General features: G+C 70.6%; 3 protein-coding genes. 1 reads left to right on the top strand and 2 read right to left on the bottom strand.

The genetic code is table 11. The features are described from left to right. Positions 1–12 precede the first annotated feature (12 nt). On the top strand, positions 13–3,903 hold the full coding sequence (locus WMF27_RS14845; RefSeq protein ID WP_437768226.1) for a serine/threonine-protein kinase: 3,891 nt from the start codon (positions 13–15) through the stop codon (positions 3,901–3,903). A gap of 71 nt (positions 3,904–3,974) precedes the next feature. On the opposite strand, the gene WMF27_RS14840 is transcribed toward WMF27_RS14845, so the two are convergent. Continuing rightward, a complete protein-coding gene (locus WMF27_RS14840; RefSeq protein ID WP_437768227.1) occupies positions 3,975–5,525 on the bottom strand; it encodes a protein kinase domain-containing protein in 1,551 nt (516 codons plus the stop codon). Positions 5,526–5,792: 267 nt separating this feature from the next. Beyond that, positions 5,793–17,336 (bottom strand): tetratricopeptide repeat protein, encoded by an 11,544-nt coding sequence (locus WMF27_RS14835; RefSeq protein WP_437768228.1) that lies wholly within the window; start codon positions 17,334–17,336, stop codon positions 5,793–5,795. Positions 17,337–17,370: the final 34 nt, after the last annotated feature.

Raw genomic sequence — 17,370 nt, 5'->3', positions numbered from 1 at the left:
GTCGGCCAGCGCATGAGCTCCGCGCGCATCGAGTCCGCACGGCCGCTCGTCGCAGGCCGGTTCCACATCGAGCACGAGGTCGGCCGCGGCGGGATCGGCACCGTGCACCGCGCCTTCGACGTGCAGACAGAGCGGTACGTCGCGCTGAAGATCATCACGGCGGTCGGCGTCGACGCCGAGGGCCAAGCCCGGCTCTCCCGCGAGGGGCAGATCCTCTCCGAGCTCGATCACCCGGGGATCGTGAGGGTCGTTGCGTTCGGGACGCTCGAAGCGAGCGCGGTCGACGCGGAGGGGCGGCGGATCGAGGAGGGCGCGACCTTCATCGCGATGGAGTGGCTCGACGGCGAGGACCTGGCGGCGCGCCAGAAGCGCTCCCCGCTCTCGCTGCGCGATGGGATCGAGGTCGGGCGGCAGGTCGCGAGCGCGCTCGCGGCCGCGCACGCCGCGGGCGTCGTCCACCGCGACATCAAGCCGTCCAACATCCTCCTCCTGCGCGGCTCGCCGGGCGCCCCGCTCCGCACCAAGCTCGTGGACTTCGGCGTGGCGGCGTCGAAGGAGCTCGTGCTCACGACGGACGCGGGCGGCCTCGTCGGCACGCCGGCGTACATCTCGCCGGAGCAGGCGCGCGGCGACGCGACGGTGGACGCGCGCAGCGATCTCTACTCGCTCGGCGCGACGCTGTTCGAGCTGGTCGCCGGCCGGCCCCCGCACATGGGGCCGACCTCGATCGCGACCCTCGTCCGCCTGGCGACGACGCCCGCGCCGCGCCTCTCGGAGTTCCTGCTCGACGTGGTCCCGGCGCTCGACGACCTGATCCACGCGCTCCTGCTCGCCGACCGGGAGCTCCGGCCGAGCTCGGCGCGCGAGGTGGCGGACAGGCTCGCGGCGCTCGCCGACGAGCCGTACCTGCCCACCCCGTCGCCGCTGCGCGTGAGCGACAACCCGCCGGGCGCGATGGGGACGCGCCTCGTGACCACGATCGTGGCGCTGCACGTGGCGACCGGCGAGGAGCGCCAGCGGGAGCTCGAAGCGCTGCGCCGCCGCGGGGCCGACGCGCTGCCGCTCGGCACGGACTCGATCGCCGCCCACCTCGGCGTGCGGGAGGCCCACGGCGACGAGGCGTCCCGCGCCCTCGAGCTCGGGCTCGCGCTCGGCGGCCGCGGCGGCCGCGTCGGCGTCGCCTCCGGCCGCATGCGCGTCGACAGGACGCGCGCGGCCGGCGAGGTCGTCGACCGCGCGGTCGCGCTCGCGCGCGAGGCGGGCCCCGGCAGGGTCCTCGCGGACGCCACCACGGTGGAGCTGTCCCGCGGGCGCTTCACGGGCGAGCCGCTGGAGAGCGGCGCCGTGCGGGTGCTCGCGCGCGCGCCGAAGCGGCCCGACGCGCAGACGCCGTTCGTGGGGCGGGACGCCGAGCTCATCACGACCGTCGCGGCGTTCGAGCGCTGCGTGGAGGACGGGACGCCGGTCGTGATGAGCATCTCGGGGCCGCCGGGGATCGGCAAGAGCCGGCTCGCGCGCGAGTTCGTCGCCCGCATCGTGGATCGACCGGATCCGCCGCGGCTCATCCAGCTGCGCTGCGAGTCGTTCGGCCGCGCGCAGGCGCTCGGCGTCGCCACGGACGCGCTGCGGGTCCTCATGGGCCTGCCGAAGGGCGCGTCGCTGGAGCAGGCCGAGGACGCGGTGCGCGCGCGGCGGCCGCTCCACGGCGACGGCGGGCTCCTCGCGCGCCTGCTGGCGAACCAGCCGTTCCCCGACGGCGTCGACCTGCGCGGCGCGCGCGACGCGCTCTACCTCTCGATGACCGACATCGCCGTCGACGCGGCGTCGAGCGAGCCGTGCGCGCTGCTCGTCGAGGACGCGCAGTGGGCCGACCCGGAGAGCGTCGCGTGGCTCGATCACCTCCTCGGGCGGGCGACCGGGAGGGCGCTGTTCATCCTGCTCATGGTGCGCCCCGCGTTCTGGCGCGACCAGGGCCAGCGCTTCGCCGGCCGCGACCACGTGCGCGTGGAGCTGCGCCCCATCGCGCGCCGGGCCACGCGCGAGATCGCGCGGGCGGTCTTCAGCGCGGCCCCGGCCGCGCGGCCGTTCGAGGACGCGACGCTCGACCGCGTCGCGCAGCAGGCGGCCGGCTCGCCGCTCTTCGCCGAGGAGCTCGCGCGGGTCATCGCCTCAGGCAAGGACGCCGCCACGGCGCCGACCATCGAGGCGGCCATCCAGGTGAGCCTCGACGCGCTCGACGAGCCCACCCGGGAGGCGGTGGTGCGCATGAGCGTCTTCGGCCTGTCGGTGTGGGACGTGGGCCTCGCCGAGGTCGGGGTGGCAGAGCCCGCGACGGCGCTGAAGAAGCTCATCGCCGCGGAGCTCCTCGTCGCGCAGCCCGCGTCGCGCTTCCCGGCCGCGCGCGAGTTCCTGTTCAAGCACGCGCTCGTCCGCGACGTCGCGTACGCCTCCGTCGGCGACGAGCTCCGCAAGCGGCTGCACGCCGCGGCGGCGCGCTGGCTCGATCGGCTCGGCGAGGACAGCGCGACGGTGGCGCAGCACTTCGACCTCGGCGGCGAGCACGAGGAGGCCGCGATCCGCTGGGAGGCCGCCGCGCGACGCGCCCTGGCGACGAACTCGCTCCGCGACGCGGTCACCATGGCCGATCGCGCGCTCGTGTTCTCCCCCGACAAGCCGACGGCGTTCGCGCGCGCGGTCCTCCTCGAGGAGGCGTACTCGCGGCTCGACGCGCGCTCGCCCGAGCGCGACTCGGCGATCCGGGCGATGTGGGAGAACGTCTTCGACGAGGCGAGCGAGCTGCGCACGCTGACGGCCCGCGCGCGCTACGACCACGCGTGCGGCTCCGGGATCGACCTGGAGGAGCGGCTGACGGCGCTGCGCGACCGCGCCCGGTCGATCGATCTCGTCGAGGAGGAGGCGCAGTGCTCGGCGACGCTGGCGCAGGTCCACGCGTTCGCCGGGCAGCTGGCGATGGCCGAGCAGGAGGCCGCGCACCTGCTCGACCTGGCGGCGCGGCGGAACCTCGTCTGGGCGGCGGTCGACGCGTGGCAGACGCGCGCGGTCGCCCACCAGACGCGCGGCGAGCCGGCCGCCGCGCTGGGGGCGCGCCGGAACGCGGCGCGGGCCGCGCGCCGCGCCGGGCTGCAGGAGCGCGAGGCGATGCTGACGATGAACGTCGGCTTCGCGCTGACGACCATCGGCGCCCGGGAAGAGGCGCTCCAGGAGATCGAGGGGGGCATCGCCAGGGCGCAGGCGATCGGCAGCTCCGGGGCGGCGCGGCACGGGCAGATGATCCTGCTCTGCTGGGCGGCGACGTTCGGCCCCGAGCCCCGGCTCGACGCCGTGCTCGCGGAGCCGCGCGCGAGCGCGGACGAGGCCGCGGGGAGCATGTGGGTCGTGCGCGACCGCGTGACGCTGGGCATCCTGTTCTACCGGGGCTGCGAGCTCTTGCGCCTCGAGTCGTCGGGCCTCGCGCGGGCGCGCTCGCTGCTGAAGAAGGCCACCGACGCGTACCGCGTCACCGACAACCGCGACGTCCTGCCCGTGGCGCTCGGGTTCTGCGCCGAGGCCGAGCGCCGCTTCGGCAACGCCGAGCAGGCCCGCGAGATCGCGCGGGAGGCGGCGGCCCTGGTCGAGGCGGGCGCGCCGAGCCTGCTCAACGAGGCGCCGATCTACCTCGCGCTCCACGACGCCTGCGTGGACATGGGCGATCTGGAGGGCGCGCGGGCCGCGATGGAGCGCGCGATGCCCCCGCTCCTGCGCCGGCTGAAGGGCCTCGAGGGGACGCCCTACGCCAGCTCGTTCCTGCTCAACCTGCCGCAGAACTCGGCGCTGCTCGCGGCCGCCGAGGCCTACGGCTGCGTGTCGCCGGAGCTCGAGGTGATGCTGAGCGGCCGGCCGTAACGCCCCGCGCGGCGCTCCGGCGCCCCCTCGCGCGGCCTCCGGCGGTCAGGCCGAGCCCGCGGCGCTGCCGGTCACTTCCGCGGCGCGGCGCCGCCGCCCGCCTTGGGGGACATCGGCACCTGGCGGAGGTTGATGGTCAGCACCTCGTCGCGCGTGAACACCACGAAGCGCGCCTCCGGGGTGTACCCGTCGGCCGTGACCCGGACGCGGTGCCCGGTGCCATCCCGGCTGAACCTCGCGAAGAACGGGTTGCTGGGGAGCTCCACGTCGTCGAGGTAGATCTTCGCGTCCAGCGGCGTGGCGATGATCCGGAGCTCGACGAGGTTGGCGACCGGGGGCGCGTAGGTCGGAGGAGAACTCGCGGGCTCGTCCCTGGCCTCCGTCCGAGCATCGCTCTCCACCTCGGTCGCCGTGGGTCGGAGCGTGAGGACCGCCCACGCGCCGCCGATCAGCAGCACCGAGAGCACGGCGATCCCCGCGCTCCAGAGCGCCTTTCGTCGGGTCGACTTGGTGTTGGCGACCATGATCGTGGGGATCGTCTGGCGGTTCGAGATGCTGTCCTCGCGCGACGGGTCGTCGCCCAGCATCTGGTCCCCGCCCGGCGTGGAGAACTGCTGGGACATCTGCGAGAGCGGCATGCGCTGAGACCACGGCACGGCGCCGCGCTCCTCGAGCACGGGCAGGATCTCGAACTCCTCCCCGCCCTCGGCCGCCCCGGCGTGGAGCCGCCCCAGCTGGTCGCTGATCGCGGACCTCACCTCGGCGCGGCGGTGCGCGAAGGTCTCACCGATGAGGCGACCGATCTCGGCCGAGGAGGGGCGGCGGCCCATCGTCGCCAAGTACGCCTCGACGTCGTCACGCATCTGGGCCGCCGTCGCGTACCGCTCCTCGGGCGCCATCGCGAGCGCGCGCGAGCAGATCCGCTCGAGGGCGTCAGGCGCCGCGGGCCACCGCTCGCGCAGCTTCGGGATCTCGCCGAACGTGAGCCGCTGGAGGATCTGCACGTCGGAGAGATCCCCCCAGAAGCGCTCGCCCACGACGAGCTCCCAGAAGATGAGGCCCATCGAGAAGATGTCCGCGCGGCGGTCGACCATCGTCGCGAGGGCCTGCTCCGGCGCCATGTACCGGATCTTCCCCTTCACGACGCCGGTGCTGGTGTCCGCGTCCCGCGTCGCCCACTTCGCGATGCCGAAGTCGACGACCTTCGCCTGCCCGTCGTAGGTGACGAAGATGTTGTGCGGGCTGATGTCGCGGTGGACCACCTGGAGCGGCTGGCCGTTGAAATCCATGAGGTCGTGCGCGTAGTGAAGCCCGGCGAGCGCGTCGGCGAGGATCGCCAGGTAGACCGCGCGGTGACGCGACGGGTCGATCTTCCTGCAGATCCGATCGAGGGAGTGCCCTTCCAGGTACTCCATCACGATGTAGTACTGCTCGTCGATCTGGCCGCACTCGTACGTCTGCACGACGTTCGGGTGGTTCAGCCGCGCGGCGAGCCTCGCCTCGTCGAGGAACATCGCGTTGACCTCGGGCTCGGTCGCGATCCCCGGCTTGAGCCGCTTGATCACGACCAGCTTCTCGAACCCGAGCGGGCCGCGATGCGCAGCGAGGAAGACCTCGGCCATCCCTCCCTGCCCAAGCTTTGCGATCAGCCTGTATCTCCCGAAGCCTCTCGCGGACTGCACGGGGAGCCGGACGATCATCGATGACGAGGTCACAGCACCTGATCGTTCGTAAGGATTGCTGACTCGTCAAGCAGACTCATGGAGATGTGCATCCCTCCGGCACAGCGGAGCCCCGGGGCGAGGAGCGCGCGCGCGCTCCCCTGAATGCCCCGGGTGCTCCGGTTATTGGGGTGAATTCCGCTACTTAGGCCCTGCTGCCGCGCGGGATCACCCCTCGCCGATGGCGATCCCGAGCGCCTGACGCAGCGCGAAATACTGATCGCTCGTCGAGAAGACGATCAGCTCCTTGAGCCTGTCCTGGGGCGGGAGATCCCCGGGCTGCTGCGGCTCGGCGGCGATGATCTTCTTCGCGATCTCGAGATCGCCCGAGAGGAGCAGGCCGGTGCGCGCCGCGGTGATGTCGACGCACTGGACCCACCGCTTGATGTTGGCCTTCGCGCCCTCCGCAAGGAACTTCTTGACCACCATGCGGAGCCCCTCGAGCTGCATCGGCTGCATGAACCCGCGGAGCGTCTGCGCGGTCGCCGTGATCTGCTTCTCGATGTCCGGCGGGACCGACGTGTCGGGCGCGACGAGCTTGATCCCGGCGAAGAGGAGCACCGTCAGCTCGGTGACCGTCGGGAACAGCGTCTTGATGTAGTGCTCGCCGCGGTACATCGCGAGGTGCTTGCCGACGATGAACGTGAGCTCCTGCGGCGAGAACCCGGTCAGCACGGTCTGCCCTGCGACGGACGCCGGCTGCTCGTTCGCCACCGCGACGAGCGCGCCGGGCACGTCGCTCCGCACGTAGAGCCGCGGCGCCGGCAGGCCGAGGACGTTGGCCGCCCACCCGAAGGTCCGGGCGAACGTCACCGTCGAGGTCGCCGGATCCTGCAGGAAGCGCTGATCGAGGACCGGCAGCTCACGGCGCTGCTTCAGCGTCTCGATCTTCGCCCTGAGCGCGGCCCCCGCGATCATCTCGAAGATCTTGCCGACGTAGAGGTTCTCCTCCTCGTGGAACAGGTTCCTGATCCACTGCTCGTTGTCGAGCCGGCTCTTCGCCTGGATGAGCCCCTGCGGGCGGTAGTCCTCGAAGTACTGCTGCTCGTCGGGATCGGCCTTGCGGAGAAACGACAGCGCCGCCGCGACGCACCAGGCCTGGTCGTAGCGCTTGCTGTCCACGTACAGGCGGTAGAGCCGCTTGTACGGGTCGATCTTCATCGGATCGATCTTGACCATCGCCTGGAACTCGCCGGTCGCCAGATCGAACTGCTCCGACTGCTCGTAGAGCTCCGCGAGGATCAGGTGCTCCGTCGCGTCCTCGGGCTTGAGCCGCGACGCCATGCGGAACGTCTCGAGGGCGGCCGTCCTGTCGCCGAGCCGATCGCGGTAGATGAGCCCGAGCGCGTGCCAGAGGCTGTACTCGAGGTCCGTGTTCCCCTTGCCGGCGACCCTGTGCAGCATCTTGCGGTACGCCCGCTCGAGCTGCTTCCACTCCTTCTGCGCCGTGAGGATCTTGTTGATGCGCTCGAAGGCCTCGAGGGAGTGCGGGTTCAGGTCCAGCGTGTCGTTGAACAGCTCCACCGCGCGCGCCGGGTCGTCCAGCTTGTCGCGGTAGATCTGCGCCATCGTGTAGAGGTAACGGCTCTTCCGATCCGGCTGCGGCTCCAGCTCCGCGATGCGCTGGAGGCAGTCCACCATCCGCTCCCACTGCCCCGTGCGCTGGTAGAGCTGGAGCAGCTTGTGGAGCAGCACGTGGTTCTGCGGCTCCAGGTCGAGCGCCTCCTCCAGGGCCTCCACGCCCTTCGGGATGTTGTTCTCCCTGTCGACCCAGATGTCGCCGATGTCGTTCAACATCTTGAACCGCTCGGCGCCGTCCATGATGTTGTCGAGGATCAGCCGCTTGTAGTGGCAGACCTGCTTCCAGTCCTTGAGCGCCTCGTAGACGGCGACCATCGCCTCGAGCGTCGGCCGGTGCGCGGGATCGGCCCCGAGCGCCTTCTCGAAGTTGTTGACCGCCTGCTTCGACTGCCCCTGCGCCTGCTTGATGCAGCCGAGCTTGTAGTAGACGGTCGCGCGCTCCTCGGTCTCGGCCTCGTCGAGGCTGGTGAGCACCTTCTGGTAGTTCGTCAGCGCGCTCGCCCAGTCGCCGAGCTTGAAGCTGACGTCCGCCAGGCCCCGGATCGTCTCCTGGTCGGTCAGATCGAGGTTGTGCGCGGCCGTGTACGCCTTGAGCGAGGCGTCGTCCTTGCCGAGCCGATCGAGGACCCGCCCGAAGGTCCGCTGCAGCCGGTGCTGCTCTGACCTATCGCGCTTGCCGCTCTTCCTGACGAGCATCTCCGCGAGCGGCTCGGCCTGGGCCCACCGCTCCGTGGAGACGTACTCGTTGAGCAGCGGCATCGCGGCGTCCTCGTTGTCGGGGTCGCTCTGGAGCGCCATCTCGTACGCCTGCACCGCGAGCGCGTGCTCGCCGAGCATGTCGTCCCGGAGCTTGCCGAGCTCGACGAGCAGCCGCGCCTTGGCGCGGGGCGCGTCGGTGTTCATCTGCTCCTGATCGAGGTAACGCGCCGCCCGGTCCCAGTCGGCCGCGTCGATCGCGATCACCCGCAGCGCAGCCAGCGTCGGCACGTGCGACGGATCGAGATCGAGCGCCATCTCGAAGCGCTCCTGGGCCTGGACCCGCTCCCCGAGCTTCTCGTCGAGCTGCCTGCCGATCCGGAAGTACATCTCGACGCGCTGCTTGCCGTCGACCGTCAGGTCGGCGACGCGCGTCATGTACTCGATGGCCTTCGCCGTGTTGTCCTGCTTCTCGTAGAGCTTCGCCAGCGCCTCCAGGGCCGGGATGTGCGTGTCCTGGATGTCGACGATGTTCAGGTACGCGTCGATGGCGCGGTCGAGGTCCTCGATCTCCTCTGCGTAGACCTTGGCCGTGTGGGACCAGAGCTCGATCTTCTTCTGCCGGTCCTCCGCCGCGTTGATGTGGCGATCGTAGGTGCTGATGAGATCGTGCCACTGGCGCAGCCGGCGATAGCAGCGCTCCAGGGCCTCGAGCGCGGGCTCGTGGCTCGGGTCGATCTCGACCACCTGCTCGAGGCGCGCGGCCGACAGATCGGGCTTCAGGAACTGCTCCTCCTGGAGGGTCGCGATCTTCATCAGCACGTCGATGCGCTCGCGCTCCGTGGTGACCACGTCGAGCTGCATCTCGAGGACGCGCACGAGATCGGGCCACTGGTGCGTCGCCGTGTAGACGCGCTCGAGCCCCCGCATCGCGAGGAGGTTCGAGGCGTCGATGTCCAGCACCTCGCGGTAGACGGCGCCGGCCTTCTCGATCAGGCCGAGCTTGGACTCGTAGAGGCCGGCGGTGCGCAGCTTCACGGCCGCGACGACGTCGGACTCGTTCACGGCCCGCGCCTTGCGGAGCAGGACGTCGACGAGATCGTTCGGCTGATCGCGATCCGTGTAGATGCGCTCCAGCGCCTCGAGGGCCGGCAGGTGCAGCGGATCCACGTCGAGGGCGCGCCGGTAGAAGCTGAGCCCCTGCTCGACCTCGCCCATGTGCCTCTCGAGGACCTCGCCGAGCTCGGTCAGGACCTCCTTCCGATCGACGTCGGTCACCGCGACGTTGAGGGCGCTCGTCAGCATCTGCCCCTGCTGCTGCCACTGGCCGGTCTTCTTGAAGAAGTTCGCCATCTGGCGCAGCACGGCGACGTTGTTCGGGTCGTGCGCGAGGATCTGCTGGTAGTACGGCTGGGCGTACTCGGGGTGGCCGAGGTCCTCCGCGTACCACTTGGCGAGGCGCAGGCAGAGCGTGATCTTCTGGAGCGGGGCCGTCTGCTGCTGCAGCCACCCGTTCACCGTCTGCACGAGCTCGGGCCAGCGGTTCGTCGCCTGCGCCATGCGCTCGAGGTAGCGGACCGTGTCCATGTCGGAGAAGTCCATCTCGAACGCCGTGAGCAGCGCGTCGAAGGCCTGCGGCTTGTCCTCGAGCTGCTCCTCGAAGACCCGGGCCACCTTGCGGAGGATGTCGGTCTTGTCGGAGACCTCCTCGCGCGACTCGAGCCGCGCGAGGTAGAGCTCGATGAGCGGCTCGCTCCGCCGGGCCGCGTCGTGCAGCTCCTCGAGCGCCGCGAAGGCCTGGTCGTGCGTCGGCTCGAGCTCCAGGACCTTCTCGTACGCGAGCGTGCCCCGGTCCTTCTCCTCGACCTGGTGCTCCCAGATCTGCGCCACCTCGAGGTACTCGCGCACCTTGTCCGCGGGTGACTCGTAGGCCGCCGCCCGGCCCATCTTCACGTCGATGACCTCGACCCAGCGCCCCTCGGCCCGGAGCAGGTTCTCCAGGGCGGCCATCGCCTCGAAGTCCTTCGGGTCGACCTCGAGCAGCTTCCTCCAGGCGTCGATGGCGTCGTACGCCTGCCCGAGGACGTGCTGGTAGGTCGTCCCGAGCTCGCGGTACAGCGCGATCACGTTCTCGGCCGGCAGCACGTCCCGCGCCCGATCCACCGTCTGGTGGAGCGAGCTCACGATCTGCTCGGGCTCGTTGCGCAGCCGCCAGATCGCCGCGATGGCGTAAAGCGCCTCGAGGTTCGCGTAGTCGATGTCGAGGACGCGCTGGTAGTCGTCGAGCGACGAGTCGTCGCGGCCGAGCTGCTCGTGGAACAGCTTGGCGCGGCGGAGCAGCACGGCGACGCGCGACTCATCGTCGATCGCGATGTCGTAGTGCCGCTCGAGGACGTCGCAGAGCTCGGACCACTGCCCCACCCGCTCGTAGAGGTTGGACAGCGCCCCGAGCGCCTCCGGATCCTCGCCCCGGAGGTCGAGGACGCGCTTCCAGGTCTCGACCGCGCCCTGGACGTCGTTCAGCCGATCGGCGAGCAGGTGCGCCATCTTGGCGCGGATGTCGGCCTCCTGGCTGTCGCCCATCGCGTTCTCGAGCTCCCGCTCCAGCACGACCTTGAGCTGGGTCCAGGCGCCCTTGGCCGTGTAGATGCGCTCGAGGGCGCTGATCGCCTGCTCGTTCGTCGTCTCGAGCTCGTCGAAGATGCGCCGGAACGCGCGGATGGCGTCGTCGAGCTGACCGAGCCGCTCCTCGTAGGTCTGCCCGAGCCGGAGGTACAGGTCGACGAGCTCCGGGCGATCCTCGGTCGCGCGCACCCGCTGCTCGAGCACGCTCGCGAGCTCCGGGTACTGCTCGAGCTGCGTGTAGATCCGATCGAGGTTCGAGAGCGCCTCGGCCTCGAGCGGCTCGATGCCGAGCACGTACCGGTACGTCTCCTCGGCCTTGGCGACGTCGCTGAGGTCGGTCTCGAAGACCCGCGCGAGCCGCTTGCCGATGCCGGTCTGGACGTCCTTGTCGCTGTGGATGCCCAGCACGTCGGCGTACGCGTTGGCGAGCATCTCCCAGCCGCCGTCCACCGAGCCGGCGAGCCGCTCGACCTCCTCGAGCGTCTTCTCGTCGCCCGGGTACTCCTTCAACGCCCGCATGAAGACGGCGAGGGCGCCGTCCGGCGAGATGAGGCGCTCCTCCTGGAGCTCCCCCAGCCGGTAGTACATCGCCTGCCGCTCCTGCGCCTCGGTGAGGTGGGTGAGCTCCGCCTCGAGCACGCCGCCGAGCTTCTCCCACTCCGCCGCCGCCTGGTAGAGCGGCTCCAGGATGGCGCCGATCTCGATCTGCTTGATCCCGGCCGCGAAGAGCCCCTCGAGGGCCTCGAGCGTGGGCGAGTGCTCGGGCGCCGCCGTGAGCACCTCGCGGTACGCCCCGATGGCCGCCGGCAGGTCGTTGAGGCGCGTTTGATAGACCACGCCGAGCCGGTACTTGAACTCGAGGATCTCGTCCGGCGACTGCGCGATCTCCGACTCGCGCGACAGGATGGTGACGAGATCGCCCCACCGCTCGGTCGCGGTGAACAGGCGATCGAGCGACGCGATCGCGGTCTGGTTCTCCGGCTCGACCTCGAGCACGCGCCGGTAGCGCGCGACGGCGCTGTCGATGTCGTCGAGCTGCGTCTCGAAGATCTGCGCGAGCCGGAGCCCGAGCTCCACGAAGCGCGCCGGCTCCTCGCCGAGCCGGCCGAGCTCCGTGTCGTACAGCGCGGCGACCTGCGGCCAGCGGTTCACCATCATCGCGAGCCGCTCCAGGTTCGAGAGCGACTCCTCGTTGCCGATGTCGCACGTCACCGCCCGCGCGTACGTCTCGAACGCGGTGACGTGGTCGCTCAGCATCTCCTCCGAGAGGCGCGCGACGCGGTGGAGCAGATCCACCTTCTCGTACGGGTCCTCGGCGACCTTGACCCGGACCTCGAGCACGCTGATCAGCTTCTGCCACTCGCCGGAGGCGTCGTAGATCGGCTCGAGCACCAGCGCGGCGCCGAGCGGCTCGCGGCTGCCGTCCTTGATCTGCTCGAGCGCCTGCAGCGTCGGCTCGTGATCGGGCATCTGCTGCAAGAGATCGCGGTAGAGCTCGATCGCGCGGGACACGTCGTCGAGGTGCTTCTCGTAGAGCTCCGCGATCCGGTACTGGTAGCTGATGCCCTCCGCCGGGTCCGCGGTGATCTCCGCCTCGTGCTGGAGCACGCTGAGCAGCTCGAGCCAGTTCTGCGACGTCTGGTAGAGCACGTCGAGCCGCCCGAGCGCCTGGAGGTCGTCCGGATCGATCTCGAGCACGCGCTGGTACGTGTCGATCGCGCTCGCGACGTTGCCGAGCTCGCGCTCGTACACCGCGCCGATCTGGTAGTAGATGCGCTTCTTCTCGTTCGAATCGAGGACGAGATCGGCCTTCTTCGCGTAGACCGAGAGGAGCTCCTGCCAGCGCGAGAGGCTGAGGTAGAGCTTCGTCAGCGCGTCGATCGCCCGCAGATCCTCGGCGTCGAGCTCGAGCACCTTGCCGTAGACGGCGATGGCCTGATCGTGCCGCTCGAGCACCTCCTCCTCGAGGCTCGCGGCCTGGAAGAGGGCGAGCTTCTTCTCGCTCAGGTCGTCGAGGATGTCCGCCTTCTGCTGGAGGATCTGCGACAGCTCGTTGTAGCGCTCCGAGGTCCTGAACAGCCGCTCGAGCGACTCGGCCGCGTGCAGGTTGCGCGGATCGATCTCGAGCACGCGCCGGTAGTGCCCGACGGCGCTGTCCATGTCGCCGAGGTCTCCCTCGTAGATCCGCGCGCTCATCGTGTAGAGCGAGCTCGCGAGCTCCGCGTCGGTCTGCTGCGCCGCCAGCGTCTCGAACACGCGCGCCAGGTCGGCGAAGCGGCCGGTCGCGCGCGCGAGCCGGTCGAGCCCCTCCTGCGTCGACTCCGACGCCGGATCCTGGCTCAGCGCCCGCGCGTAGGTGTCGAAGGCCGAGCTGAGGTCGCCGCCCGCGTCCTCGTAGAGCACGGCGATCTGGTGGAGCAGCTCGACCCGACGGGTCACGTCGTCGCTGCGCCGCACCTGCACCTCGTGCACCCCGATGAGCTTCTGGAAGTCGCCCGACTGGCGGTACAGCGGCTCGAGGATCTCCGCGATCGCGAGCTCGTGCTCGGCGACCTTCCCGAGGCGCTCGAGCGCCCCGAGCGCCTCGACGTTGGTCGGCTCGCGCTCGAGCACCTGCCGGTAGATGTCGATCGCCGAGTCGACGAGCCGCATCCGCGACTCCCGCAGCGCGGCGAGCCGGAGCATCAGCCGGATCTGCGCCTCCTCCTCGACCGCGATGCCGAGCTGCGCCTCGAGGTTGTCCGCCAGCTCTTCCCACATGCCCTGGCGGCTGAAGAGCCCGTCCAGCGCCGCCAGCGCCACCATGCTCGTGTTGTCGATGGAGAGGACCTCGCGGTAGGCGGCGATCGCCTCCTCCGGCTGCCCGAGCCGCTGCTCGTAGACCTCGGCCATCTGCGCATAGAGGCCCTCGCGCTCGGTCGGCTCGTGCACGAGCTCGATGCGGCGCCGGTAGACGCCGATGAGGTCGCCCCAGCGCTCGGTGCGCCGGTAGAGCTCGTCCATCGCCTCCAGCGCCTCCGAGTCGGCGGGATCGATCGAGAGCACGCGGAGGTAGCCGTTCGCCGCCTCCTCGACCTTGCCGAGCCGCTCGTGGATGCTCCCGAGGCGCATCCAGTACTCGCGGCTCAGCCGCGCGTCGCTCAGCGAATCGGCGATCTCGCTGAAGATGACGTCGAGCCTGTCCCAGGCGCCCGCCTGCGCGGCGAGCGACTCGAGCTCCGCCCGCGTCTCGGCGTGCGACGGGTCGTCCTTGAGCGCCCGCGACTGCGCGTCGAACGCGCGGCCCAGGTCGCTCAGGCTCTCGGCCGCCGTGCGCGCCACCTTCCGGAGCAGCGCCACGCGCGTCGCCGTGTCGCCCTCGGCCGCGGCGAGGATCTCGAGCGCCTGGATCAGCCTCTCCCAGTCGCCGCGCCCCTCGTAGATCTCCTGCAGGATGGCCGCCGCCTCGGCCCGCAGGGACTCGTTCGAGAGCAGCGCCTCGAGCGCGAGGCGCGCCTCGTCGTTGCCCGGATCGAGGATCAGGATTTCCTTGTAGTTCTCGAGCGCTCCGGCCGCATCGTTCAGGTGCTTCTCGAGGGTGCTCCCGAGCCGGAACTTGAGGTCGATGAGCGCCTGCTCGTCGAGCGGAGAGTCGATCCGCTTGCGGAGCACGTCGACGTAGGACTCCCAGTCCTGCTGCTCGCGGTAGAGCTTGTCGAGCGCCGCGAGCGCCTGCGGGTCCGTCGGCTCGTCGTCGAGCACCTGGCGGTACGTCCCGATCGCCTGCGCCGCGTCGCGCAGCTCCCCTTCGTAGAGCTCCGCGATCGCATAGAGGATCTGCTTGCGCTCCTCCGGCTCGGTGACGATGCCGAGCTTCTTCTCGTAGATGCCGAGCAGCTCGCCGAACCGGCCCGTCTCGCGGTAGAGCCGCTCCAGCGCGCCGATCGCGGCCTGGTTCTCGCCGTCCGCCTCGTACACGGCGCGGAACTGCGAGAGCGCCTCGTCGATGCGCTTCACCTCGTCGAGCAAGACCCGCCCGAGCCGGAGCCGGAGATCGACCCCGAGCGCGATGTCCCCCTCGCCCTCGGCGCGCTCGATCGCCGACGAGTAGGACTGGATCAGGGCGTCCCACCCCTCCGTCGAGCGCGCGGCGCGCTCGACGTCATCGATGCACTGCTCGTCCTGCGGGGCGATCTGGAAGGCCGAGAGGTAACGCTCGAACGCCCGCTGCGGCTCCTTGAGGCGCGTCTCGTAGAGCGCCGCGACCTGCCTGTAGAGGTCGAGCCGGGAGACGTCGTCCTGGTCGTGCGAGAGCTTCACCTCGATGGCGCCGGCGAGCCCCTTCGAGTTGTTCGCCTGCGTGTAGATCGGGATGAGCGCCTCGGCCGCGGCGAGGTGCGAGCCGTCGATCGAGAGCACCTTCTCGTAGGCGCGCGCCGCGCGATCCGCCTTCTGCTTCTGGACCATCCAGAGCTCGGCGATCTTGACCAGCAGGCTGATCTTGGCCGCGTCGTCGGTCTCCTTGGCCTCCTGCGACTCGAGGACCCGGATGAACTCGTCCCACTTGCCGCTCTCGGCGTAGAACACCTCGAGGTCGTCCCAGCGCTGCAGCTGGAGGTACGCCTTCTTGAGCGCCTCCTGGGCCTTGCGGTCCTGGGGGTTCAGCGCGATCACCTCTTGCCATGCCTTGACGGCCGCCTCGTCGTCCTTGAGGCGCTCGCCGTAGAGCTGCGCGAGCTTGCTGAGGAGCGCGAGCTTCTGGGTGCTGTCGAAGGTCGTGTCGACCTGCTTCTGCAGCACCCTCGCGAACGCCTGGTAGTCCTTGTTCTTCTCGTAGAGCCCGGCCAGCGCGTTCAGCGCCTCGGGGTTCTCCGGGTCGTTCGCGAGGACCTCGTCCCAGAGCTCGATGCAGAAGTCGACCTTCTTCACCCGCTCCGACGCGAGCTTCGCGATCTCGAGGTACTTCGCGGCGCGATCGCCGCCCTCCGGGAGCGCCGCGGCCTCGCGGCGGAGCAGCCCGATGAGCTTCTCCCAGTCGCGCCGCTTCTCGTAGCTCTGGCGGAGGAAGTCGATCGCCTGCGCGTGCTCGCCGTCGATCGCGAGGATCGCCTCGTAGCACTTCACCGCCTCGGCCGCGTTCGAGAACTTGCCCGAGTAGAGCTCCGCCGCCTTCGCGTAGTTGTCGATCTTCTCGGCAGGATCCGAGACCGCCTCGGCGATCTCGATCAGCGTCTTGACGTACTCGTTGTACCGCTTGGCCTGCTCCTGCTTCTGGGCCTTGGCCTTGAGCTCCTCGACGCGGCCCGCGACCTCCGCCCCGGGAGGCGGCGGCGCTGTCGGCCGCCGGCCGACCTCCGAATCCGCAGGCCTGCTCTCGGCGGGAGCCCGCGCGGGAGGCGGCGGCTCGATGTCGGCCACCGAGGACCTCGCGGAGGACCTCGCGTCGCGCTCGTCCACCGACGAGTCGCCCACAGGACCGCTCGCGGGCGCGCTCGCCCTGCCGCTCACCGGGGCCGGCGCGCTGACGGGCGCAGGCCCGCTGACGGGCGCAGGCGCGCTCGTGGGGAGCGGCGTGGCGTCCGCGGGCGCGACGGCCACGGGCGCAGGCGCGACCGGCGCGACGACGACAGGCGCAGGCGCAACGACGACGGGCGCAGGCGCGACGACGACGGGCGCAGGCGCGGCAGCGGACGGCGGAGGCGCGGACGGCGCGACAGGAGCGGCCGTGAGGCGCTCGCCGATCTGCGCTTCGAACGCGCTCACGCTCGGGTGCGTCGGGGCGACCGCCGAGAGCCTCTCGAACCAGCTCCTGGCCCGGATGAGGTTGCCGAGCTGGCGCCAGGCGATGCCGCCCGCCTGCGCGATCATGTACGGGGAGCTGCCGTTCTGGTTGGCAGCGCTCTCCGCCAGCAACGCGACGCGCTCCCAGTTGCCCTCCTTCGTCCCCCAGAGCTCGCGCAGGTACGCGAACGCAGCCTCGTTCGAGGGATCGAACCGGAGCGATTCCTCGAGGAGCTTCGATCCGATCTCGACGTTCTGGTGCCGCGTGGCCCAGCGGACGCCGAACTTGAACGCCGCCTCGCCGCGCGCCACGCCGGCGCGCCCGTCGAGGATGCGTCGCTGCGTCTCCACGATCGCCTGCGGCCGCTCCGCCTCGACGAGGAGCCCCTCGAACATCGCCGCGGCCTGCTTGTCGGAAGGCGCCGTCTCGTACGCCCTCCGGAGCAGGTCCTCGAGCTGACCACGATCGAAGCGCTTCGCGAGGCGCGCCGCGCGGAGCAGCAGCCGCTTGCGCTCGTCGGCGCTCGCGACCGCGTCGGCCGCGTCCACCAGCTCCGCCATGCGCGCCGACCACGACGACTGATCGACCTGCATGTCGAAGAGGCAGGCCCGCGCCTCCTCGCTCGTCCCGCCGGACGCGGCGAGCCCTTTCGCGTACATCTCCGTCGCGCGCTCGAAATCGCCCGCGTCGCAGAGCACGTCGCCGAGCTCCACGCGGAGCTCGGCGGCCGTGGTCCCCTCGGGGGCGTTCCTCAGCTCGAGCTCCAGGAGCTTCTGGACCATGTTGGTCTTGCCGAGGTCCCAGTAGATGGAACGAGCCGATTCCAGCGCCTCGAGCAGCGCTGGATTCAGCTTGTATGCGTCCTGGAAGTGCTTCAGCGCCTTGACGGCCTGAAGGAACTTCTCCTCGAGCAGCCGCCCGAGCTTCAGGTGATATGCCGCCTTCCGGGTCGCGTCCCCTTCGGCCGCAATCCCCTTCTCGAGCTCCTCGACGAGCCCTTGCCAGTCATGAACCGACTCGAGATGATTGAGACGCTGCGCAAGATCCATTGATTATCGACCCTCGGCCCCGACCTTCGAACGA

This window comes from Sorangium sp. So ce281, from assembly GCF_051527395.1.
Classification (GTDB): Bacteria; Myxococcota_A; Polyangia; order Polyangiales; family Polyangiaceae; genus Sorangium; species Sorangium cellulosum_B.
Note: the sequence above shows the minus strand (reverse complement) of the source record. Positions and strands in the feature narration are given on the sequence as shown.